The following is a 23,926-nucleotide window of genomic DNA, read 5'->3' on the forward strand; positions in this document are numbered from 1 at the left end:
CCTCCTTTCCCCGATCGTTAATAGATGCTTTCGCCGGATACCTTCTTGCTGAGCCAGTTCGTCCCGGAGACGAGGATGACGCCGATGACGCCGCTGAACAAGCCGATGGCCGTCGCATACGAGTAGTTCTGATTCATTAAGCCCGTGCGGTAGACGAGCGTATCGATAATGTCGCTGACCATGGCGTTCGAAGGCGTGTAAAGCAGCAGCACCTTCTCGAAGCCGAGGCTGAGCAGCGAACCGACGTTCAAGATAAGCATGATCATGATCGTGGACATGATCGACGGGATCGTTACGTATATGATTTTTTGGAAACGGTTGGCGCCGTCGATATCCGCCGCCTCGAACATCTCCCGGTTAATGCCGGTGATGGCCGCGAGATAGATGATGGCCGTCCAGCCGGTAAATTGCCACGTCTCGGTTAAAATATAGATGGGCCGGAAATATTGCGGTTCGTTGACGAAGTAAATCGGCTCCATGCCGAATACTTGCTCCAGGATGCGGTTGAGCAGTCCGGAGCTGGGAGACAAAATTTCGCCCAGGATGGCGATGACCACCACCGTGGAGATAAATCGGGGCATGTACGAGATCGTCTGCACGAATTTACGGAACCGGGCGTTGCGCACCTCGTAGAGCAGCAAAGCGAAAATAATCGGAATCGGAAAATTGATCAAGATGTTCCCGAAGGAAAGCACCAACGTATTGCCGAACGCCCGCCAGAAGGAGGGATCCCCGAAAAACCGTTCGAAGTAGGCGAATCCGACCCAATCGGTACCGAACGGTCCCATCCCCGGCCGGAAGCGGCGGAACGCCAAGATATTGCCGACGAGCGGCGCGTATTTGAACAATAGAAAATGGACCAACGGGATGACCAGCATGACGTACAACTGCCAGTAACGTCGGAAGTGGCGGGAGCGCGACCCCGGGGATGACCCGACGGAAGGCTGCGCGCCGGTCGAGCGGATGGACGTATCGGCCATATCCTTCACCTGCTTCTTGTTGTAAATTGCGAATCATAGAACAGGGCCTGCCTGAACATGTCGTCCAACCGCGACTACATTCGGAGGGCAGGCCCTTGTTCCGTAACTTACGAATTACTTCTTCATATTATCGTTGTACAGCTGAGCGAACTTCTCGATTTGCAGGTTCTTCATCTCTGTGACGTACTGATCCCAATCCGCGTTCAGATCCTTCTTGCCGGTCAGGAACGCGTCCGCCCAAATTTCGAACGTATCGGCGAGCGGCGTCTGGAGCGAGCCGGCTTCCTCGGCCGTCATGTCGTCGAACATCGGGCTCGGCGGAATCGCTTGAATCGCTTCGTCCATCGCCGCGACCGTCGCGTTGATTTGCAGGTAGTTCTCGTCGTACTTCGTCATCTCGCGGGCGTTCACCCATACGAGCTGGAGCGGATCCGCGCCGAAGCCGTACTTGAGCTGCATCGACTTATAGATGCCGTCCGCGGAGCTCGTAAGATCGTCGGCATACTTGATCTTGTCGCCGTCCATCGTGTACGTGACGCCTTCGACGCCGGAGCTTGCAAGCTTCGCGCCTTCCTCGGAGAAGAACATCTCGTCGATCGTGCGGACGATGCGTTCGAAGTCGTCGCGCTCGGCCGTCTTCTTCGGGAACAGGATGCCGGAGCCCGTGCTGCTCTTCGGCTGGTGATGCGCGCCGGCCGGACCTTGGAGCGGCGGGTACATCTGGAGGTTGAAGCCCTCTTCCGTCGCCGACGCCTCGATGCCGCCGATCTGATCGTAATACGCGTAGGATGCGAACGACTTGCCCGTCGCCATCTTCTGCGCCCACTTGTCGCCGTCGATCGGTTCGGCCATCTCCGGATCGAGCAGGCCTTCCTTATACAGCTTCGCGAGGTATGTCATGTATTGTTTGTACTGGTCGCTGATAGCGCCCGGGAAGTATTCTTGCTTCTCGTAATCCCAGCTGAGCGTGTTCGTGCCGGAAGCGCCGTTCTTGCCGACGCTGACGCCGTAAGACGGCATCGTCATCCGGTACAAGACGCGAGGGCCGGCAAGAATCGTCAGAGGGTACGAATCCGGGTTTTCTTCTTTGAATTTCTTGAGGACGGCGTACAGGTCGTCGAACGTTTTCGGCGCCGGCAGCCCGTATTTTTGCAACAGATCTTCCCGCAGAATCAGGCCGCCGTCGTAGAACGGCTTATCGAACAGCGAAGGGAGGTAATAGCGCTTGCCGTCCTTCAGCTCGAGCGCCGCGATTTGCTCCTGCAGGCCGAACTCTTCGACGCGGGCGTTGAAGTTCGGCGTCCAGTCGGCGTAGTCGCTGATCGGGACGATCGCGCCGTTGAGCGCGAGGGATGCGTTTTCGCCCTTCGTGGTTTGATACAGGATGACGTCCGGTACGTTCGTGCCCGTGTTCAATGCAAGGGACACCTTCGTCGCATAGTCGGCTACCGGAATGACTTCGAAGGATAAGTCCACGTTGTAGCGCTTCTCCCACTCCTGAACGATCAGCCAGTCTTCCTTAAACGGGAGCGTCGCGTTGTCGGCATAGTAGAGCGATAATTTGAGCGGTCCTTCCGCTTCGGTCGTCGCGCCGCCGGACGTATTGCCTTCGTTCGATGGGCTTGGCGTTGTGCCTTCGCCGGTGGTGCCGCCGTTGCCGCCGCTGCCGGCGTTGCAGGCAAGAAGCGTAGACATCATCAGACCGAGCACGACTGTGGTGGAAACCAGCTTTTTCTTGTACATACGCTTAAATGACCTCCCTAAACCTTTGAATTGGAATCCGTGAACCGCTTACATCACGAATCATAGCATTATTTTATTTCACCAGTCAACGATTATTGTGAAATTTTATTTCACGATCTTTTCCTTATTACATTTTGGAATTGTTAAACCGATAATCAATGGTGGGAAAGACCAAATATTTCCGTTTTCGTCGAGGTGCAACATGAACATTCAGGGGATTTCGCCCGCTTTCTTCGCCGTGCAAGGGAAGACTTCGGCGGCGCAGGTCGGGACTGTGCCGGACCTTAGGGCGTTGACGCCGATCGCGATCAGTCCGGTCGCTTACACGAAGTTCGATTTTCTGCAGCGTCTTCGGTCTTCGACGGACGGCGGACCGGCGGACGGCACGTTCCTTCAGAGGCTGGCGGAACGATACGGGGCCTTGAGGACCGAGATCGAATCCGGCGGAGCGGCCGACTCGAAGGACGAATGGCTTACGATGTTGGACGAGGTGTACGACGAAGTCGCCGCGGAAGCGGCGGACCGGCTTTCGGGGACGTTCGACGTCTTCTTCGACTTCGGCTCCGGCCGATACGGCGAAGCCGTCGACCGGTTCGATCGGCAAGCGTTCAAGTCGCATCTGCTCGCGATGGCGCAAGACGCCAAGTCGGCTTCGGCGTCCGGCGCGGGAAGCGTAGAGGAGCTGCTTGCCGCGAAGTATGCGGCCTCGAATCGCATGGAGTCGATGAGCTTTACGGACGTCGTCCGGCTGAGCGGAGCGATTCGCGACATCCTCGGCGCCGCCCCGGCGATCGCGGGAGGCGATACGAAGACTTACGGCGCCGCCGTAGCCGATTGGCAGTCGGAGGCGAGCCGGCGATTGGACTCGGCCGGCCTGTCCGACGATGCGAAGTCTGCCGCGGAAGCCGCATTGCGGGAGCAGGCGGCGACGCGGCTGAAAGGGGGAGCGTTCGTGCGCGCGGTCGACTCGATGCGCGAGAAGATCGAGGAGTCTATGCGCGAGCTGGCGAGATTGAACGCGCAGCGGGCTTGGATCGATCGGCAGCTGGAGCGGCTCGCGAAGGAGCTTCCTCCGGGGCACCCGATGCTGCAACAGCTGTTGGAGCGCGAACGGCAGCTGATCGAGGAGACGAAGTCCGAATCGCTAAGGATCAAGGAAATGCAGGAGAAGCGGAAAGGCGTCGTGGACGATCCGAGCTCCGTTACGGAGCTGGAAGAGTACGCGCAGGTCGTGGGGAGCTACCAGGAGCGGCTGTCGTCCGCCGAAACTCGAAACGAACCATAGAGGATGATGGAACCGTCGGTGCACATTAAAGTGCTTGGCGGTTTTTTCTTTGTTGCGGCGATGTAGAGGGGAAGCAGTGCGGGGGGGGGATGAGCATGGGGAGGTGGAATGGGGCGCACATGAGCGAAATGGTGTCAAAATTTGAGCAGTTTGGGGAAATGAGCGCAAATTTTGAGCAGTTCCTCCTTGTGGGAGGAGTACCCGATGGCAGCGTCGCGGGAGCGTAGAACATGGGGAGATGAAACGGGGCGCACAAGAGCGAAATGGTGTCAAAATTCGAGCAGTTAGTGGAAATGAGCGCAAATTTTGAGCAGTTCCATCTTGGGGGAGGAGTACCCGATGGCGGTGTCGCGGGAGCGTAGAGCATGGGGAGATGAAACGGGGCGCATAAGAGCGAAATGGCGTCAAAATTTGAGCAGTTAGTGGAAATAAGCGCAAATTTAGAGCAGTTCAACCTTGTGGGAGGAGTACCCGATAGCGGTGTCGCGGGAGCGTAAAGCATGGGGAGGTGGAACGGGGCGCACAAGAGCGAAATGGTGTCGAAATTTGAGCAGTTCGGGGAAAAGAGCGCAAATTTTGAGCAGTTCCTCCCCGCGGGCGGATCGCCGGAGGGGGATAGAGTGGAGTGCCTAAGGAGGCGGGGGATGCCCCCGGGGAACCGCCAGGCCGATAATGGCCCGGCAATCCCGGAAGGAAGCCAATCCGTCTCCGACGGCATTACAACGACGGGAAATGATGCAGGGGGTTCATATCGGTAATACGATGCGGAGATCGCAGCCCCAGCCGGGGGCGTCGGTCACCTGAAGCGAGCCGCCCAGCTGCACGACCCGCTCCCGCATGGCGGTTAACCCGAAGCCGAACGGCGTATCGCCGTACGGGGCGCCGTTGTTTTTCAGCGAGAAGCGCAGCTGCCCGTTCTCCGCATACAGCCGGAAGGCGAAGGCGCTGCCGCCGCCGTGCTTCAGTCCGTTGGTTAACCCTTCCTGCAGCGCGTGGAAGACGACCTTCCGGTACAGCGGCGGGAGCTCCGGCAGCGCATCGATCCGGACGTCTACCGACACGCCGGTGATGTCCTGCGTTTCGGAGAGCAGCTTGGTGAGCGATTCCCGCAAGTCCGTCTTCGCCACGTCGTCCTTCAGCATCCGGACGGCCGACCGAATTTGGTCCAAGCTGTCGCGGACCAAGCCTTGCGCCGCGGAGAGCTTCTCGAGCGCCAGCTCCCGATCGACGGCGAGCAGACGTTTGGTGGCTTCCAGCTGCATAACGGTGGCCGTCATCGTGTGGCCGACCGAATCGTGGATTTCGTGAGCGATCCGATTGCGCTCCTCCAACGCGACGATCTCTCGAAGCGCTTCGATCGTCTCGTGGATGGAAAACTGCAGCTCGCGATTGCGCTGCTCCAGCTCGGCGGTCCGCTCTTGCACCTTCTCCTCGAGAGACCGATTCAGCTCGGTAATCTTCAGGTGCAGGTTCACCCGGGCGAGCAGCTCTTGCTTCGCGACAGGCTTCGTGACATAGTCGTTCGCGCCGGAGCGGAAGCCTTCCGCCAAGTCTTCCGGCAAGCTCCTCGCCGTCAGCATGAGGATCGGGAGATCGGCCTCCCCGTGCGTGCGGCGAATACGACGGCTCAGCTCGTACCCGCTCATGCCGGGCATCATAACGTCGGTAATGATCAGATCGGGCCTCAGTCCCTCTTCCAACGCCGTCAGCGCTTGGGAAGGGTGCGCGTGCGCCACGACCCGATACGACGGCGAAAGATGGACGGCCAGCACTTCCAAATTCGCGGGTTCGTCGTCGATGACGAGAACCGTTCTTCGCTCCGCGGCCGGCGAAACCGGCTGCTGCGGCGCCGAAATCCGCGGCTCGGGCTCGTCCGTTCCGGCGAGCGCCGGCGTGCGTTCTGGCTCGAGCGGCCGCCCGGCCCCATCCGGCGCAGGCGCCGCCGCTGCCCCCGCCGCCGCCTCCTCCGGCCACAGCGGCAGCGTGAACGTAAACGTGCTGCCGACGCCAAGCTCCGACTCCACGTCGAGCCGCCCGCCATGCAGCTCAGCAAGCTGCTTGCTGATCGTCAGCCCCAGCCCCGTCCCGCCGATCCCTTGCTCCTCGGTATGGCGGCTTTGGCGGAACCGTTCGAAGATGCGCTCCCGGTCGTTCTCCGGGATGCCTAGTCCGTTGTCCGAGACCGAGATCCGCAGGAATCCCGCGTCCGACTCGTCCGGGGCGGCGTAGATCGTAATGTCTCCCTCGGTCGAGAACTTCACGGCGTTGCCGAGCAGATTGTATAAAATTTGCTCGACCCGGTCTTCGTCGGCCATGACGGGAGGCAGTTCCGCGGGAATGGCGCAGCGGATGACGAGCCCTTTGGCCTTGGCTTGGGGCTGCAGCAGCGCGGCGACGGCTTCCGCCGTCTTCCGCAGATCGACGGGACGCACGGTCAAACGGAGATCGTTGTGCCGCAGCTTCGACAGATCGAGGATGTCGTTCACGAGCCGCGTCAGCCGGCGGCCGCTGGCGACGATGAGCGACAGGCGCTTTCGATCCTCCGGATCGGTCGTCGCGGATCGGTCCAAGAGCGATTCCGCCATGCCGGTGATCCCGAACAACGGCGTGCGGAGCTCGTGGGAGGTTCGCGCCAGGAAGTCGTCCTTCATCCGATCGATCTCCTGCAGCTGCAGGTTCTTGGCCGCAAGCTCCACGGCGTATCGCCGGATCTGGCGAAGCGTATCGTCGAATCGCAAAATCAGCACGGCGCCCAAACAGAGAACGAAGAGAAACACGCCTAAGGTCAACTGGGCTCCGTTAAGGTATATCACGAAGAACGGGAACCGCTCGTACAACAAGTGGACGAATGGGTATACATTCACTTGCACGTAATAGACGGCCGCCAAGACGAGCAGCAGGACGATCCCCGCGAACACCCATACCGTCTCCCGGTCCTTGCTCCGCCGATAAGAGCGGACCATGAGATAGAGCATGACGCTCAAATACGCGCACAGGATGCCGGTCAGAAGCTTGTCCACGAGCAGATGGTACGTCGGCTCGCGATAGAGCGCGGCGACGAGAATCAAAGCGGCGAAACCCCATAACGACAGCATGAACGCGCGGAACAGCCTGCTCGCGCCGCCCCCGTACATCCGGCTCAAGAAGCCGAACAGCGCGCCGGCCCCGACGGTGAAGACGACGTCCTGCAAATACACGAAGAGCGGGAGGTCGGCGAACAGCTGCAGCGTAGGCGCGCGGTTGACGCTGCCGTAGGCGGCGCACGCCGTCAAGACGGCGAAGTGGAAGTAAATCGTATCCTTGGCGTTCACGGCGAACAAGAGGAACGAGCTGATCGAAAAAAACAGGAACAAAACGCAAAGCACGACGCGGAGGACGTCCTGCCGAAGCATGTCCAAATAAAAGGCGTCCGGTCGGCCGACCAGGACGCTTCCGAAGCTCGGAGCGACTCCTTCGGTGTACACCCGAAGATAAATCGTCTTTCCGAAGTCCTCCGAAGCCAAGGGAGCCAAGCCCCAGCGGATATGCTTATTGACTCTAAAGTCGTACGGCTCCATGTTGAATTCGTAAATTTCCCTCGAATCGCTAAACAGCTGCACCGCTTTAAAGCCGCGAAGAAGCAGCTGCCGCCCTTCGCCTTCGTCCCGGAAGCTCTCGGGCAGCGGAGCGCGAAGCCAGTAATGCCCCTTGTAATCGGATGGAACGACCTGCTGGGGAAGATTGTCCCCTATAGGTTTCCAGTCCGTGTCCGCTAGAGGGGCCGGCAACCCTTCGTGGGATCGAGGGATATCCTCAAGCACGTATTCCCACCCCGGAGAGGACACCCAATTGTCGTAGCTGTGGAAGCCTTCGTTCAGACTGTTCCAGGAGACGATAAACCAAAAGAGCCAAAGCAGCCCTGCGGCCGGCAGCGCGAACAGCCCGATCATGAGCGGACGCCGCCATGACTTGCCGCGAACGAAAGTCGTCATCGATCCATCCCGCCCCTCCCCCCGGACGTTCATTCGTCGGCGAAGAGCTCCTTAAGGCAGTGGATGGCCTTAGAGCGTTCGTTCACTCCGATTTTCTGGTAAATGATGCTGATGTAATTTTTGGCCGTGCCTTCGGTGAGGAAGAGCGCGCCCGCGATTTCCTTGTTCGACTTGCTTTCGAGCAGCAGCTGTATGATTTGCCGCTCCCGATCGGTGAAGGCGATGCCTTGCCGCTTCAGCTTACCGGCGAGGCGGGGCTTGTGGTACCCGGAGGTGAGAAGCGAAATTCGAGAGGCCAGCTTGCCGGCCACGGAGGAGGGAAGCATCATCTGTCCCGCAGCGGCGTCGCGGATCGATTGGATGATTTTGTCCCCGGGCATGTCCTTCAAGAGGAAACCGCTTGCACCGTACGCCATGCTGTCCACGATGTACTGGTCCTCCAAGAAGGTGGTCAAGACGACGACGACCAGGTCGGGAAACTCGTCCAGCAGCCGCCGCGTCGCTTCGATGCCGTCGATGCCGGGCATGCGGATGTCCATAAGGACGAGATCCGGACGGAACCGGCGGACCGCTTCCATAGCGGCGATGCCGTTATCGGCCGAAGCGACGACCTCCATGTCTTCTTCCAAATTAATAATCGTTTGCAAGCCGTCTCGCAACAGCGTCTGATCGTCGGCGATCACAATGCGAATCTTGGTCATAAGTCTTTTCTCATCCTTTTTTCTGCCTCTGCTATGGTATTCATTATAGTGCATCCTTCGAAATGTGGAAGATTTTGTTTCCGAGGGCAGGACGAATAGCCTGTTCGGCCAGGCTTCGCCATGACCCTCGTCGTGACGGCGGTAACTATCCTTATGACCGTACCGCCAACTAGAATTGCACATGACGAACGATTCGCGAGGAGGATGAACGAGTGAGGAAGAAGAAAATCGCAGTGATCGGCGCGGGCATCGCCGCGCTGACGCTGGCGTACGCCATCCGTAAGGACGATCTGTTCGACGTGACGGTGTACGCAGCGAAGAATGCCGACGAGATTCGGAACGGCCGCATTCCGTCGACGCAAATTCACTTCGACCGGTTCCTTCGGACGGAGGAACGGTTCGGGATCGGGCCGTACGGAGACGTCTATGACGTGAAGGAAATCGAACTGCTCGTGGGCGGACAGAAAATGTTCAAAGGCCGCGTGAACGCCAGAGCCGTCAGCATCGATCAGCGGGAATATTTGGCAGCCCTTCAGGAAGGGCTCAAGAGGCAAGGGGCGGACGTCCGGAAGCGACGGGCGTCTCCCGAGGATATTAGCCTGTTCGCCGATGAATACGATCTGATCGTCGACTGCACCGGCAAGATCGGTCCGGTCGTCGATTTCCCGATCTACGATCGTATCCGCAACGCGCCCGTCGCGCCCCAGCGCGTCTGCTCCGCGGGGATGTTCCGGGGCCTCGCGCCGGACGAAGAACAGAAGATGGCCTTTAACATCGTGCCGGGTTTGGGGGAGCTGTTCGAGACGTCGACGATGACCCGGCACGGTCCGGCGCGCGTGCTCTTGTTCGAGCCGATCCCGGGAAGCGAGATGGATTGCATCAAAGGGGATAAGGGACCGGACGTCTTCGCGAAGGAAATGCTGGGCGCGCTGGATGCGTATTTCCCCCATATTCGCGAGAGAGTCGATCCGAACGAATTCCGCTTGGTCGATCCGAACGCCTACATGCGCGTCGCGATCAAGCCGGAGCTGCGCATCCCGTACGCGACGGCGAACGGCACGCTGGCGCTCGGCTGCGGCGACAGCGTCGCGCTGAACGATCCGATCACCGGTCAGGGCGCGAATGCGGCTTCCTATTGCGCGGAGGCGCTCTACGACGTGTTGGCGGAGCATCGGGATGCGACATGGGATTCCGCCCTCGGCGAGCGGTATTGGGACCGGACCCGGGAGTTCGCGACGAAGATGACGGAGTGGACGAACGGCATGATGGGGCCGCTATCGGACTCGTTCTCGGAGCTGTTGGGCCGGGCGACGCAGAACCAAGCCGTCGCGGACGAAGTCGTCGGGCTGTTCCTCGATCCGATCCAGGCGCATCGGGTGTTCTTCGCTTCCTCCATGCTCGAGGCTTGATTTCGTTCGACAGGAGCAGGACTTACTCGGCGCCGGTCAGACGGTCGGCGAGCGCCATCGCGGCGGCATAGCCGGAGCTCCAGGCCCATTGCAGGTTATAGCCGCCGCAATCTCCGTCCACGTCCATCACCTCGCCGCACAAGTAGAGCCCCGGCACGAGCTTGGATTCCAGCGTTCCCGCTTTGAGCTCCGTCGTATCGATGCCGCCGGCCGTCGTCTGCGCATTCGCGAAGCCGTTCGTGTCTAGCACGGGAAAGTCCCATTGCTTCATCAGTCGATACAAGATTTTCTTCGTTTTCCACGATAGATCTTGACAGAGCAGGTTCGGCTCCTGATCGATGCCCGCCTCTTTCAACAGGACGGGGATCAGCTTCTTGTTTAAGATGCCGATGAAGGAAGCCGCGACCGTCCGGTGCCCGAACATGCCCCAGTGCGTATCCAGAAAATCGACGACCTCTTCCTCCGTGCGGTCCGGCATCAACTCAAGCGACAGGACGACCTTGTCCCCTTTCGCGAGGCGATACGCGGCCTTCCGGCTTAACTGGAGAATCGGCGGGCCGGAGGCGCCGTAGTCCGTAAACAAAATTTCCCCGTATTCGCTGCGGATGCATTCGCCGCCTACGACGATGTGACCCAAACCCTCGAATTTGACGCCGGACAGCTCCTTCAAATACGGATAGTCCAGCTTCAATTGCACGATCCCCGGCACCGGATGGATTAGGGTGTGTCCCAGCCGCTGGGCCAGCGTATAACCGGAGCCGTCCGTTCCGGTTTTCGGAGCGGTCAGGCCGCCCGTGCAGAGGAAGAGATAATCGCTGGTATATACGACCTGTCCCTCCGCCTCCGTCTGACATACAATCGTGAACCGCGGATGACCCGTCGACACCTTCACGTCCGACACTTTGGTCTTGAAGTAGATCGGGACGTCCCGATCCTCCAGCGCGATTCGGAAAATTTCCAACACCGACGCCGCCTGCAGCGACATCGGGTACATCCGGCCGTTCTCTATCGCGACCAGCGGAAGGCCGAGCGCGTTGAAAAATTCGACGGTTTGCCGAACGCCGAATTGCTTCAGCACGGGCAGCGGAAACTCCGCTTGGCTGCTATGGTATTTTTGCGATAAAGCGGCCGCCTCGTCCGTACCCGCCAACGTAGATTGGTTCGTAATATTGCAGCGCCCGTTGCCGGTCGTCAATACCTTCTTCCCGACCCTATCGTTGCTCTCGACGATGCCGACGTCGATCCCGAGGTCTCGCGCAGTGACGGCGGCCATGAGGCCCGAAGCGCCGGCGCCGATAATAAACAGTTCATGGTGCTTTGAAGAGGGAGAGTCATACATATCCGGTGGATGCATTCCTTTTTCCGATAGATTCATTTGAAAATGTGTTTCCCCAGCGCCATCGCGGCCGCATAACCGGAGCTCCAGGCCCATTGCAGGTTGTAGCCGCCGAAGTCGCCGTCGACGTCCATCACCTCGCCGGCCATATAAAGCCCGGGCACGAGCTTGGATTCCAACGTGTCCGCGACGAGCTCCCTCGTATCGATGCCGCCGGCCGTCGCTTGCGCGTTCTCGAAGCTATGGGTGCCGGTCACTTTAAAGTCCCATCGCTTCAATATTTTATAGAAGACACCCTTCGTTCTCCACGAGAGGTCCTGGCAAAGCAGGTCCGGCTGTTGATCGATGTCCGCTTCCTTCAGCAGGACGGGAATCAGCTTCTTGTGGATGAACCCGGTGAACGACTCCGCGACTTTCCGGTGCTCGAAGGTTCCCCAGTTCATCTCCAGGAATTCGACGACCTCTTCCTCGGTGCGGCCCGGCATCAGATCGACGGATACGGTCACGGAATCCCCTCTGGCGAGATGGAACGCAGCCTTCCGGCTAAGCTGGAGAATCGGCGGGCCGGAGAGGCCGTATTCGGCGAAATGAATTTCGCCGGATTCGCTGCGGACGACTTCGCCGTTCGCGAGGATATGGGCTTGTCCTTGGATTTTGATGCCGGACAACGCCTTCAGATGCGGATACTGCACCTTCAATTGCACGATGGCTGGCACCGGCTCGACTAAGGTGTGCCCTAAGCGTCGGGCCAGCTCGTACCCGGAGCCGTCCGTACCCGCGTTCTGGCCGGTCAAGCCGCCTGTGCATAGAAACAGGTACTCGCTCGTATAGACAACCTGCTCCTCCGTCTCGGTTCGGCATGTTATCGTAAATCGCGGATGCTCCTTCGATACGGTCACATCCACGACTTTGCGGTTCAGGTATACCGGAATGCTCCGATCCTCCAGCGCAAGCTCGAAAATGTCCAACACGGACGCGGCCTGCAGCGACATCGGGTACATGAAGCCCTCCTTCAATCGCGTAAGCGGAAGCCCGAGCACATGGAAGAAATCTATGGTTTGTCGGATGCCGAATTGCCGCAGCACAGGCAGCGGGAAGTCGGACTGACCGCCGTGATATTTGCGCAATAAAGCCGCCGCTTCGTCCGTCTCCGTCGCAGTGGATTCGTTCGTAATGTTGCATCGCCCGTCGCCCGTCATGGAAATCTTCTTGCCGATCCGGTCGTTGCCGTCAAGAATGGCGGTATCGATCCCCAGATCCCGGGCGGTAACGGCGGCCATCAGTCCTGACGCGCCCGCGCCGATAATGAGCAGCTTGTGGTGCATGGAAGTCTGATCTTCGTTCATGGTCGGTCGATGCATCCTTTATCCCGTTTTTTCTTTTCGCACCGATGCGCAGTTATCGTTCATTATACCATAATCGGGACGCTATTTACTCCGCGGAAAAGGGTATGGTTAAATGAGGGTATTATTCCCATTACTAATTTCGAAGGAGATTTCCGAACATGAGGATTCGTTACGATCGCTTTCCCGGCGGCGTATCCAAGGCGCTGACGCTCAGCTACGACGACGGGCGCGTCCACGACCGAAGGCTCGTCGAGAAGCTGAACGCTTACGGGCTCAAAGGCACCTTCCATCTGAACTCCGGTTTTTTCGGCCTGGAAGGATACGTTCATGCGGAAGAGGTGGCCGCCCTCTATCAGGGACACGAGGTGTCCGCGCATACGGTGAACCACCCGTTCTTGGAGCAGTCTCCGCCCGAGCAAGTCGTCGGCACGATCCTGTCCGATCGTGAAGCGCTCGAGGCGCTGGTCGGATACCCCGTGCGCGGGATGAGCTATCCGTTCGGCACGTATAACGACCGCGTCGTCGCGACGCTGCCGGCCCTCGGCATCGAATATGCGAGAACGGTCGCGAGCCACGGCAAGTTCGACATCCCGAGCGATCCGCTGCGCTGGCATCCGACGTGCCATCATAAACAGATGCTCGAGCACGTCGACGCCTTCCTCGCGCCGCTTCGCCATTCGAGAATGAAGCTGTTCTACATCTGGGGACACAGCTACGAATTCGAGAACGACGACAACTGGGAGCTCGTCGACCGTCTCGGCGAACGGCTCGGCGGCCGCGACGACGTCTGGTACGCGACGAACGCGGAGATCGTTGCGTATTTGCAAGCGATCGAGCGGCTTCGGTTTTCCGCGGACTGCCGCATGATCCATAATCCTTCGGCCATCCCGGTGTGGATCAGCGCGGAAGACGAGCCGCTCAAGATCCCGGCGGGACGCGTCGTTCGCGTAGAAGGGTAGGGGACATTCGATGCCGCAATTAACGGTTAGAGGAATCGCCGTCGAGCGTCTCGTCTCCGTCAGCAAACCGATGGTGGAGGAGCTGGCCGCCGTCTGCGGCTGCGGAAAGGACAATTTCACCATCGATCGTTTGGCGACGACGTCCGTATTCGAGGGAAAGACGACGGAGACGTATCCGTTCGTGGAGGTCGCTTGGTTCGAGCGCGGCCGCGACGTTCGGGATCGGGTGGCGGAGACGATTACCCGATTCGTTCGTCAGGCGGGCGTTCCGGAAGTGGAGGTCGCCTTCAAGGAATATTCGGAAGCGGCTTATTATATCAACGGCATCGCATGCGATTCAGGGGAGAGCTGAGCCGCTGAACGAGATGCAGGCCGTCCCGGCGGAAAGTCCGCCGCGGACGGCCTGTTTTTTTCGGGGCGAGACGACGACACAATCTTCTACCATTCCTTTTCATAGAGTAATAGGGAAAGGTGGTGGGACGAATGAAAGCGACCATATCTCAAACGTATCCCCGACTCTATCTATACAGCGAAGAGAATTACGCCGGACGCAGATTCGTGTGGCGCGGCAACGTAGGGATTCGGAACCTGGAGGCGCGCTATGACGATATCGAGAGCCTGCGCTTCTTCTCGCCGAACGCCGGCGCGACGCTCGTGCTGTTCGCCGGCCGGAACTTCCAAGGACGCTTCCGCGTCTTCCGGGGAACGACGAACATCGCCGATTTGGACGACATCGTCGCGGGGGAAGAACCGGAATCGTTGATTATCTCTAATTCCCGGCTGACGTTGGCGCGGATTCGGGAGATTCGACGCACGGGACGTCTTCCGGAAGGGTATAGAACTATATAATGGGAGAAGACGGGGCCGCGGATGTTCGGGCTCCGCTTTCTTTTTATGTATAATGAGAGGAGGAACGACAAGGAGGGCCGCATATGATCCGATGGATCGACCAATACGTTCGCAACGCCGCGGAGCGGGAGCGCGTCCGCGCGGCCGACGCCCTGGCCGCCCGATTCGCGGAGAGGGCCGGAGCGCATGATCGCGACGGCTCGTTCCCGTTCGACAACATGTCCGACCTGTTCGAAGCGGGTTATCTTCGGCTTACGGTTCCGAAGCGGTACGGCGGCGACGAAATTTCGTTGTACGAATTGGTGCTGCTGCAGGAGCGTCTCGCGTACGGCGACGGCGCGACGGCGCTGGCCGTCGGCTGGCATCTCGGCCAGACGATGCACTTCCGAGAATGCCGGAAGTGGCCGGAGCCGCTGTTCGCCGAGCTGTGCCGCGACATCGTTCGGGACGGCGCGATGATCAACACGTTCGCGAGCGAGCCGGCGTCGGGCAGTCCGAGCCGGGGCGGAAAGCCGGAGACGGAAGCGGTCCGAACGGACGGAGGCTGGCTGATTTCCGGGCGGAAGACGTTCAGCACGTTGTCTCCGATTCTGGATCGGTTCGTCGTCACCGCCTACGTGCCTGAGGAAGGCGCCGTCGGCGAGTTCCTCGTGCGGAAGGGCGAGGGCGTAACGGTGGAGGAGACGTGGAATACGCTCGGCATGCGGGCGACCGGAAGCCACGACGTCGTCCTGGATCGCGCGTTCGTCTCGAGCGACGCCCGGCTCGGGCAAGTCGAAGTCGACGACGGCGGCGGTTGGCTGCTGCATATTCCCGCTTGTTACATGGGCATCGCGATCGCGGCGCGGGACTTCGCGCTGGACTTCGCCCGGACGTATAAGCCGAACAGCGTGACGACGCCGATCGGGGAGCTCCCGACGGTACAGCAGTCGATCGGCTTGATGGAGGCGGAGCTCCGAGCGGCCCGGAGCCTCTTATACGCGACCGCGGACCGGTGGGACCGGGAGCAGGAAGGCCGCGCGGCGCTCAAGCCGGACCTCGGCTTAGCGAAGTACGTCGTCACGAACGGCGCGATCAAGATCGTCGACTTGGCGATGCGGATCGTCGGCGGCGCGAGCTTGTCGAAGCGGCTGCCGTTGGAGCGGTACGCTCGGGACGTGCGGGCCGGATTGTACAATCCGCCGATGGACAACAACGTGTTGACGATGCTGGCGAAGGCGGCGCTCGGCGAGTCGGGACAAGGGTAAAGCCCTTGTCCCGTTTTTCGCGTGATTGTTCGTTCCGTTTGCTATAATGAGAGAAGCGTATCCATCTCACGGAGCATTGGAGTGAAGGGTAGATGACCGATACATACAAGATCGTAGTGGCCGGCTGCGGCAATATGGCGAACGCCTGGGTGAAGGGCGCGCTGGCGAGGGACAATGCGGAGATCGTCGGTTTGGTGGATATCAAACTCGAATTCGCGCAGGCGATGGCGGACCGCCATGGCCTCGCATGCGAGACGTTCACGGATGTTGCGGAGGCGTTGGAGCGGACGGGGGCGAATCTCGTCTTCGACGTAACGATCCCCGCGAGTCACTTCGGCGTCTGCTCGACGGCGCTGCAGCGGGGAGCCCATGTGCTCGGCGAGAAGCCGATGGCCGAGTCGATGGCGGACGCCCGCGAGTTGATCGCGATCGCCGATCGGACGGGTCGATCGTACGCGGTCATGCAAAACCGGCGATACAACGCCAACATCCGCGCGCTGCGCGAGCTCGCGAAGAACGGGACGATCGGCAAGGTCGGGTACGCCGGCGCGGACTTCTTCCTCGGTCCGCACTTCGGCGGCTTCCGGGAAGCGATGGACAGTCCGCTTCTTCTCGACATGGCGATCCATACGTTCGATCAAGCGCGCTTCCTGACGGGGGCGGATCCGGTTTCGGTGTATTGCCATGAGTTCAATCCTCCAGGATCGTGGTATGCGGGCGACGCCTCGGCGATTTGCATCTTCGAGATGTCGGACGGCTCGGTGTTCGCGTACCGCGGTTCTTGGTGCGCGGAAGGCGCGCCGACGTCCTGGGAAGCGCAGTGGCGCATCCAAGGGGAGAAGGGCGCGGCGATGTGGGACGGAACCGGCGCGCCGTACGCCGAGGTCGTCGCGCCGGGCGGGCAAGAAGGCAAGTTTATGCGCGAGTACGAGCGCGTGGAAGCGCCGTTCGTATGGCAAGGCCGGTCCGGCCACGAAGGCTGCTTCGACGAGATGTTCGCGGCGCTGGAGGAAGGCCGGCCGGCCGAAACCGACTGCCGCGACAACATCAAGAGCATGGCGATGGTATACGGCGCGATCGACAGCGCGAAGGCAAGGCGGAAGATCGACTTGAAGCCGTATTACGGCGGATAGTCCAGTCCTCCGACAGAATCGTAAAAAAAGGCGGCCGATTCGCGGCGCGATTTCCGCGCGCGGACCGGCCGCCTTTTTTTCGCCGTGACGTTCCTCCGGTTACTGTCCCCCTTGTTCTAGACGGCGGACGCGCTGCCGCAGCCGGTCGACCTCGTTATCGAGATTATTCAGCTGCCGCTCGAGCTGCGCGGTCTGCCGCTCCAGCCGATCCACGCGTTCTTCGAGCCGACGGCCGCCCGGCAGTGGGATCGGAAGCGGGAAGGGGGGCGGATATCCGGCGCCGCCGCCGGTGACCGGAATTCGCAGCTGTTGGCCGACATAGATGTAGCCGCCTTGCAAATTGTTCGCTTGGACGAGCGCGTCGACCGTTACGCCGTAACGGGAAGCGATGCCGTACAGCGTATCGCCGGGTTGCACAGTATAAAACATGCGGTGAACGACCTCCAATAAGTAAGGTGTTTTCCCCATATCGTATGTGTCCGATAGGCGAACCGCCCTCCGCATTCGCCCAATTCCGACGTTCGGCCGCGCTTATTCGCTTCTCCGGTACCGGCTCGGGCTCGTCCCGGCGTGCCTGCGGAATATCTCGGTGAAGTGCGCCGCGTCCCGGTACCCGGCGGCTTTCGCGATCGCCGCGACTTTCAGGTCCGTCTCCGTCAGCAGTCGGCAAGCGTATTCGATGCGCCGGCGTTGCATGTATTCCGAGAAGCCCATGCCCGTCGCCTGCCGGAACAGCCGAAGGAAGTGCCGCGCGCTGACGCCGAACGACGAAGCCAGCGACTCGACCGTCAGGCGTTCCGCGAAATGAAGCTGGACGTAATCCAAGATCGCGGAAACATTCGGTTGAGGCGTCCGCGCCGCCCCGAATCGTTCGGGCGCATCCATACTCCGCGAAAGACGGGAGAGGCGAACGACAAGCGACAGAAGGCTTCCGAAGACGGATGCCTCGAAGCCCGGTTGCCGTTCCGTAAATTCGCGGTGCATCCGCTCGAAGAACGAGGCGAGCTCCATGGTGCGGTCGACGAGCGCGAGCGACGCGCCCGGTTCGCCGTCCAGGACGGAGAACGCCGCTTCGCCGTGCTGCGCGTAGCGAGACAACCACGACCGAAGCTCCCGCACGAAATCCGTCTTGATACAGACGTTATAGACGAGAAGCCTGCTCTTCTTCGACGCGCCGCTCGGGCGGAACACATGCGAGGTGCCGACCGGCAGCACATACAGACATCCCTTATGCGCCTTCTCGACCCGGTCGCCGACGTAATGGTAGCCTTCGCCGGCCATAACGTACGCGATCTCCACATAAGCGTGATCGTGTTCGCTGAGATCGAACCCTTCCTCCCATCGATTCACGAACAGCGGGAAGCCGCCTTGGAAATGCTCCGAAAGATCGGAATGATAGACATATTTCCCCCTCATGGTTGTCACTTCTCCCTATGTTTCCGTCCTTCGGCCTATTATACAATCGAGCGTATAAGAGGCGGAAGGGGTTTACAAACACATGAACGGCAATGCGACATGGATATGGTATCCCGGGGATTTCGAAATTCGGTTGCATGAGAAAATGTCGGTGCAGCGACGCGCGCGCGGCGTCATGTACCCGGCGTACTGGCGGCTGGACCGCCATTATTCCAACATCCAATTCCGGTATACGTACGACCTGGAGCGGGAGGAGCGAATCGCGATCGCCGCGGAAGGGACATTCTCCTTGTTTCTCGACGGCAAAGACAACTGCCGGTCGAACGAAACGCAGTTCACCTTGCCTGCCGGCAGGCATGAAATCACCGTTAGCGTCTTCAACGACGCGGAAGCGCCGGCGCTCTATATCGACGGCCCTACGGTGCGGACCGATTCGTCCTGGGAAGTCACCTCTTACCAGTACGAATGGAAGAACGCAGGCTCCTGGACGTTCGACGATCCGGCATGTCCCCCGTCGCGCTTCCGGCTGTCGACAACCCCGTTGGAGCCTGTCGGCCAGGAGCGCATCGACGGGTTTCCGTTATTGGATTTCGGTCGGGAGACGTTCGGGTACTTACGGTTTCATAACGTGACGGGCTCCGGCGCGATTCGCGTCTATTACGGGGAATCGAGGGCGGAGGCGCTGTCGCCGGACGAATGCATGAGCCTCGATCGGTTCGAAGCCGCCGATGCAGCCGCCCGGAGCGATAACGGGATCTATACCCTCGCCGAAGCGAAAGCGTTCCGTTACGCATGGATTCATGCCGACGCCGGCGTTCGTTGGGATGAAGTCACGATGCTGTACGAGTTCGTGCCGGTAGCGTACCGAAGCTCGTTCGAATGCTCGGATCCGAAATTAAATCGAATCTACGACATGTCGCTGTACACGCTGCATCTGAACACGAGGGAATTTTTCCTGGACGGCATCAAGCGGGACCGCTGGGTATGGTCGGGAGACGCCTACCAAGCATTCTTGATGAACTACTATAGCTTCTTCGACCTCGACGTGACGCGCAGAACGCTGATCGCGCTCCGCGGCAAAGATCCGCTGACGAGACACTTCAACACGATCCTGGACTATTCGTTATATTGGTTTATTTCGCTGTACGATTATTACCTGTATACGGGCGACTTCGAGTTCATCCGTCAATATTACGATCGTGCCGTCGGCTTAATGGAGTTCGTCTTGAAGCAGCGCAACGAGGAAGGCTTGCTCGAGGGCAGACCTCAGGATTGGGTATTCGTGGATTGGGCGGACTTCCAAAACACCGGCGCCGTCAGCGCGATCCAAATCTTGCTCGTTCGGAGCTTGGAAGCGATGCGCCTGTTCGCCGGGCGGCTGGGAGACGAAGAAGCGGCAGCCTCCTACGGCGCTATGGCGGACGAAATCAAGGAGACGACGTTCCGCCTGTTCTGGGACGATGCCCGAGGGGGACTGCTGCACCATAGGGTCGACGGCGAGACGAAGCCGACGTTGACGAAGCATGCCAGCATGTTCGCGCTGACGTACGGGTACCTGTCCTCGGAGCAGCGCCGGTCCGTTATCGACAACGTCATGCTCGACCCCGGCGTTCCCCGCATCCGGACGCCGTATATGCGGTTTCACGAGCTGGCGGCGCTATGCGAAAGCGGGAAACACGATGTCGTTCGCGGGGAGCTGCTGTCATATTGGGGCGGCATGATCGAGCTCGGGGCGACGACGTTCTGGGAGGAGTACGATCCGGCGCTCGCGGACGACGAACACTACGGCATGTACGGAGTCGCCTTCGGCAAGAGCTTATGCCACGCTTGGGGAGCGGGACCGATTTACCTCTTGGGTAAATATTTCCTCGGCGTCGTTCCGACGTCGCCCGGTTATGAAACGTATCGGGTCGCGCCGAATCTCGGCGGCTTGTCCCGAATGAAAGGGACGCTGCCGCTCGGGCGCGGCCGGATTTCCCTCGAGATGGATCTCTCCTCGATCCGAATCGAAAGCACGGCCGGCATGGGAACCCTCGCGATCGCCAGCGCGGAGCCTCCGGCCTGCGACGCGGGCGAGGTGCGCGCGGCCGGCGACGGGCATTACGAGGTAACCATCGAACCGGGAAGAAACTACTGCATCTCCTACCGATCCGCTCTATAATAGGAAAAAAACGCTTACAGAGGGGGCGGGCGGATATAATGGATCGCTGGCGAAGATGGTTCGACCGTTACCGCATTCGTCGGCTTCGGACAAGGTTCCTCGTCGCGATGATCGCGCTCTCCGTGCCTCCCTTAGCCGTGCTTGGCTACGTCTCCTACAACATCGCGAAGGATACGATGATGGAATCGAACGCCCGGACGAACGAGGATCATCTGAGAACGTCCAGCGAGGTCGCGGACTTGCTGTTTCGCAACGTCTCCAACCTGAGCCGGGCGGTCGTGCTCGACGAAGACATCCGCAGCGATCTGATGTACAGCCTCGGCCGAACCGAGCAAGAACGAAGCGTCCTGAGGATGCGATTACAGTCTCAGATGCAGCGGTTGATCAACAGCAACTTTCTCGATTCGAGCTTCGTGGAGTCGATCTGCCTCTATAACTTAAACTACGACGCCTTCTGCCTGGGACGCACGGACGATGCAGGCATCTACGAAGGCGCGGGCAAGCAGGACGCCATTCGGAACGAAGCATGGCATCGCACGGCGACCGAGGCGCAAGGCCGCGTCGTGTTTTTCAGCGATAACGTGCTCGGCGATTCTAGCAAATCGTTTTCCACGGTGAAGCTGTTTCGGGATGCCGCCAGCATCAAGGGAGAGCCCGTGGGGATGCTGGTCATCAATATTTCCAAGGGGATCTTCGGCAAAATCTTCACCGGAACGGAGCAATACGGGGGCCGGTTTCTCGCGCTCGACGTCGATGGGGAGTCGGCGAAAGTCGTCTATCCGATGGAATCCGAGGGGCTTCCGATCGCGGAGGGGGGCGAGCCGGAATCGATCGTCGAACGGTTGCGGGAGGAGGGCTACCTCGTCAGCCAATTCCGGAACGGGACGACCCGGTGGACGTTCCTCCATATCGTCGAAATCAAGGAGCTCCTGAAGCAATCGAATCAGATCGGGACGTTCACCGCGCTGATCGCCGCTTCCATCGCCTTCGTCGCGATCGCGTTCTCCTTCTTTCTGTCCGGCAGCATTACGCGGCCGCTGCTCCGGCTGAAGAAGATGATGTTGGATTGGACGAAGGGAGCGCGGGATTTCCAAGAGACGTTCGCGCAAGACGAGGTCGGCGCCATCGGCGAATCGTTCAAGAAGATGGCCTTGGAAAACGCCGAACTCAGCGAGCAGCTGATTCGCTCCGTGCTCAAGGAACGAGAGGCCGAGCTGCGGGCGCTGCAGGCGCAGATCAAACCCCATTTTCTATATAACACGTTGGACTCGATCTACTGGATGGCGACGCTGCAGAAGAACGAAGATATCGCGCAGATGGCGGTGTCGCTGTCGGAGAGCTTCAAGTTAAGTCTTAACAAAGGCAAAGAGACGATCCCCGTGTTCAAGGAACTGAAGCATGTCGAACATTATTTGACGATCCAAAACATTCGGTTTAATAAACGGTTTACGTACGTTCAAGACGTCGACGAGTCGATTCTCGGCATGGAGATGTTAAAGCTGCTGCTGCAGCCGCTTGTCGAAAACGCGATCTACCACGGGCTGGAGCCGAAGGTCGGGGAAGGTACGATCCGCGTCACCGGCAAGAGGGAGGACGACTTTATCGTCTTCGCGGTGGAGGACGACGGCGTCGGCATTCGGGATATGGCCGCGACCGCCCAAGGGTACGGGTTATCGAACGTGAGGGAACGCTTGGCGTTGTATTACGGGCCGACCAGCGCGCTGCGAATAACGAGCGGCGTCGGCGTCGGGACCCGCGTGGAACTTCGCTTCCAACCCACTCGTTAGGAGGAGATAGGCGTGCTGAAAGCGGTCGTGTTCGACGACGAGCATATCGTGCTGCAGGGGCTTAAGACGATGGTGGATTGGGAAAGCTTCGGCATCGAGCTGGCCGGTACGGCCGAGAACGGGACGTCGGCGCTGCGCTTGTTCCGGGACGTACGTCCGGATCTCCTTCTTACGGACATCCGCATGCCCGGCATGGACGGCTTGCAATTGATCGAAGCCGCGCTCGCGGAGGCGCCTGAGACGTACTGCATCGTGTTCAGCGGCTTTAACGAATTCGATTACGTCAAGCGCGCGATCCAATTGGGCGTCGCGGATTATTTGGAGAAGCCCATCACCGTGCCGTCGATCGAGCGGGCGATCGGCAAGGCGGTAGGCAGAATCAACGAGCAGAAGGAAACGACGTCGTACAAGCGGCGATGGGAGGACGGCAAAAGGGAGTTGTTGGAGAAGTCGACGTCGGATTTACTGCTGCTCGGCGAGGACGAGAAATGGCGGGAGCCCTTCGGTCCTCAAGCGGATCACGTCGTCGGCGTGACCGTCCTCGCCTATTGCGGCGAGTTCCAAGTGCCGGAACAGCCCGAGTATCGTACCGTTTACGTGCGGGTCGGGGAGGAGCGGTTCGCGGTCGTGTTCCACTTTATCGATCCCGGGCACGCGTTCTGGGAACGACTTGCGCAGGAAGACGAGCGGGAGGACATCGCCGTCGGCGCGGGACGGACATACGCGGACCCGGCGCAAGCGGTCTTCAGTTTCTCGGAAGCGAAGCGCGCGCTTCGCTCCGCTTGTTTCCTCGATGCGAGCGGGTTGCTGCGCTTCGAGGAACTGGGGGAGCTCATTACGTCGCCCGAAGGGTTGACCGAGAGAGAGGAAGCCATGATCCTATCGATGCGCGCCGGCAACATCGCGGGCGTGATGGAGCAGGTGGACCGCTTCCTCGCTTGGCTGCAGTCGGAGAAGGTGGGGCCGGATGTGGCCGAACGCGAAATGGTGAAGCTCCTGTACTTCGCCATGGAGGCTTCCAAGGAGGGGGAAGCGGCGGAGGGCGGTGAGCCGTTCCTTCCGCACGTCGAAATCCGCGAGGCGCTTACGAGGGGCAGAGTGCATGAATGGTTTCGCGAACGAATGGAGCGCATCGCGGCTTCCTCGTCGGAGCGGCGGGAAACGACGAAGCATGCGGCGGTGGATCGAGCGATGTCGTTCATCGACAGGAACCTGTCTCGCGATCTGTCGCTCGAAGAGGTCGCGGGGCACGTCGGCATGAACGCTTCGTATTTCAGCGTGTTGTTCAAGGAGGTCATGGGCGAGACGTACATCAAATACGTAACGCGTTCCCGCATGGAGCTGGCGAAGCGGATGCTCGGGCAAGGCCTCAAGGTGAACGAGGTCAGCGAACGAGTCGGCTATCGCGCGTATCGCCACTTCTCGGAGGTGTTCAAGCGATACGCGGGAACGACTCCCGGACAATACAAGGAAGGAGGAGGGGATCCGAAGTGATCCCCTTCCGCGTTCCCCCTCCCAAAAAAAACGTACGCGAATCCATAAAATGCGGCAGTGCCGAAACGAGGGCGAGCCGCTTTATAATGAGCGTACAGGGAACCCGGGC

General features: G+C 59.9%; 18 protein-coding genes. 10 read left to right on the forward strand and 8 right to left on the reverse strand.

Annotated elements, in window-relative coordinates; genetic code table 11:
- Window positions 1-17 precede the first annotated feature (17 nt).
- Both FE782_RS28860 and FE782_RS28865 read right to left on the reverse strand, forming a co-directional pair.
- Window positions 18-980 (reverse strand): ABC transporter permease, encoded by a 963-nt coding sequence (locus FE782_RS28860; RefSeq protein ID WP_138197822.1) that lies wholly within the window; start codon window positions 978-980, stop codon window positions 18-20.
- A gap of 114 nt (window positions 981-1,094) precedes the next feature.
- The gene (locus FE782_RS28865; RefSeq protein WP_238392703.1) at window positions 1,095-2,723 is read right to left on the reverse strand and encodes an extracellular solute-binding protein; all 1,629 of its coding nucleotides are present in this window, start codon (window positions 2,721-2,723) and stop codon (window positions 1,095-1,097) included.
- 202 nt (window positions 2,724-2,925) lie between these two features.
- Between FE782_RS28865 and FE782_RS28870 the strand changes: the two genes are divergently transcribed.
- Window positions 2,926-4,008, forward strand: a complete 1,083-nt coding sequence (locus FE782_RS28870) for a hypothetical protein (protein ID WP_138197823.1) — start codon at window positions 2,926-2,928, stop codon at window positions 4,006-4,008.
- A 746-nt stretch (window positions 4,009-4,754) separates the two neighbouring features.
- Here the strand turns inward: FE782_RS28870 and FE782_RS28875 are convergent.
- Both FE782_RS28875 and FE782_RS28880 read right to left on the reverse strand, forming a co-directional pair.
- A complete protein-coding gene (locus FE782_RS28875; RefSeq protein ID WP_158299603.1) occupies window positions 4,755-7,979 on the reverse strand; it encodes an ATP-binding protein in 3,225 nt (1,074 codons plus the stop codon).
- A 29-nt stretch (window positions 7,980-8,008) separates the two neighbouring features.
- Window positions 8,009-8,680, reverse strand: coding sequence for a response regulator transcription factor (locus FE782_RS28880; protein ID WP_138197825.1), 672 nt, complete (start codon window positions 8,678-8,680; stop codon window positions 8,009-8,011).
- Between the two features lie 212 nt (window positions 8,681-8,892).
- On the opposite strand from FE782_RS28880, the gene FE782_RS28885 reads away from it, so the two are divergent.
- A complete protein-coding gene (locus FE782_RS28885) occupies window positions 8,893-10,089 on the forward strand; it encodes a styrene monooxygenase/indole monooxygenase family protein (RefSeq protein WP_138197826.1) in 1,197 nt (398 codons plus the stop codon).
- Between the two features lie 22 nt (window positions 10,090-10,111).
- On the opposite strand, the gene FE782_RS28890 is transcribed toward FE782_RS28885, so the two are convergent.
- A complete protein-coding gene (locus FE782_RS28890; protein WP_138197827.1) occupies window positions 10,112-11,428 on the reverse strand; it encodes a BaiN/RdsA family NAD(P)/FAD-dependent oxidoreductase in 1,317 nt (438 codons plus the stop codon).
- Between the two features lie 32 nt (window positions 11,429-11,460).
- Window positions 11,461-12,771 (reverse strand): BaiN/RdsA family NAD(P)/FAD-dependent oxidoreductase, encoded by a 1,311-nt coding sequence (locus tag FE782_RS28895; RefSeq protein WP_138197828.1) that lies wholly within the window; start codon window positions 12,769-12,771, stop codon window positions 11,461-11,463.
- A 158-nt stretch (window positions 12,772-12,929) separates the two neighbouring features.
- On the opposite strand from FE782_RS28895, the gene FE782_RS28900 reads away from it, so the two are divergent.
- The 5 genes from FE782_RS28900 to FE782_RS28920 all read left to right on the forward strand — a co-directional run bounded on the left by FE782_RS28900 (window position 12,930) and on the right by FE782_RS28920 (window position 16,959).
- Window positions 12,930-13,730, forward strand: coding sequence for a polysaccharide deacetylase family protein (locus FE782_RS28900; RefSeq protein WP_138197829.1), 801 nt, complete (start codon window positions 12,930-12,932; stop codon window positions 13,728-13,730).
- Between the two features lie 10 nt (window positions 13,731-13,740).
- A complete protein-coding gene (locus tag FE782_RS28905; protein WP_138197830.1) occupies window positions 13,741-14,082 on the forward strand; it encodes a DUF1904 family protein in 342 nt (113 codons plus the stop codon).
- A 131-nt stretch (window positions 14,083-14,213) separates the two neighbouring features.
- Complete coding sequence (locus tag FE782_RS28910; protein ID WP_138197831.1) at window positions 14,214-14,579, forward strand: hypothetical protein; 366 nt, start codon at window positions 14,214-14,216, stop codon at window positions 14,577-14,579.
- Window positions 14,580-14,662: 83 nt separating this feature from the next.
- The gene (locus FE782_RS28915; protein WP_138197832.1) at window positions 14,663-15,826 is read left to right on the forward strand and encodes an acyl-CoA dehydrogenase family protein; all 1,164 of its coding nucleotides are present in this window, start codon (window positions 14,663-14,665) and stop codon (window positions 15,824-15,826) included.
- 92 nt (window positions 15,827-15,918) lie between these two features.
- Window positions 15,919-16,959, forward strand: a complete 1,041-nt coding sequence (locus tag FE782_RS28920; protein ID WP_138197833.1) for a Gfo/Idh/MocA family protein — start codon at window positions 15,919-15,921, stop codon at window positions 16,957-16,959.
- Window positions 16,960-17,058: 99 nt separating this feature from the next.
- On the opposite strand, the gene FE782_RS28925 is transcribed toward FE782_RS28920, so the two are convergent.
- Both FE782_RS28925 and FE782_RS28930 read right to left on the reverse strand, forming a co-directional pair.
- On the reverse strand, window positions 17,059-17,388 hold the full coding sequence (locus FE782_RS28925) for a LysM peptidoglycan-binding domain-containing protein (RefSeq protein ID WP_138197834.1): 330 nt from the start codon (window positions 17,386-17,388) through the stop codon (window positions 17,059-17,061).
- 102 nt (window positions 17,389-17,490) lie between these two features.
- Window positions 17,491-18,375 (reverse strand): AraC family transcriptional regulator, encoded by an 885-nt coding sequence (locus FE782_RS28930; RefSeq protein ID WP_138197835.1) that lies wholly within the window; start codon window positions 18,373-18,375, stop codon window positions 17,491-17,493.
- A gap of 82 nt (window positions 18,376-18,457) precedes the next feature.
- On the opposite strand from FE782_RS28930, the gene FE782_RS28935 reads away from it, so the two are divergent.
- From FE782_RS28935 to FE782_RS28945, 3 genes are read left to right on the forward strand one after another with little or no spacing between them, the layout of a single operon-like run.
- The gene (locus tag FE782_RS28935) at window positions 18,458-20,536 is read left to right on the forward strand and encodes an alpha-L-rhamnosidase-related protein (protein ID WP_138197836.1); all 2,079 of its coding nucleotides are present in this window, start codon (window positions 18,458-18,460) and stop codon (window positions 20,534-20,536) included.
- A gap of 38 nt (window positions 20,537-20,574) precedes the next feature.
- On the forward strand, window positions 20,575-22,323 hold the full coding sequence (locus FE782_RS28940; protein WP_138197837.1) for a sensor histidine kinase: 1,749 nt from the start codon (window positions 20,575-20,577) through the stop codon (window positions 22,321-22,323).
- 12 nt (window positions 22,324-22,335) lie between these two features.
- On the forward strand, window positions 22,336-23,817 hold the full coding sequence (locus tag FE782_RS28945) for a response regulator (protein ID WP_138197838.1): 1,482 nt from the start codon (window positions 22,336-22,338) through the stop codon (window positions 23,815-23,817).
- Window positions 23,818-23,926 lie beyond the last annotated feature (109 nt).

Origin of the sequence: Paenibacillus antri (assembly GCF_005765165.1) — a bacterium.
GTDB lineage: Bacteria > Bacillota > Bacilli > Paenibacillales > YIM-B00363 > Paenibacillus_AE > Paenibacillus_AE antri.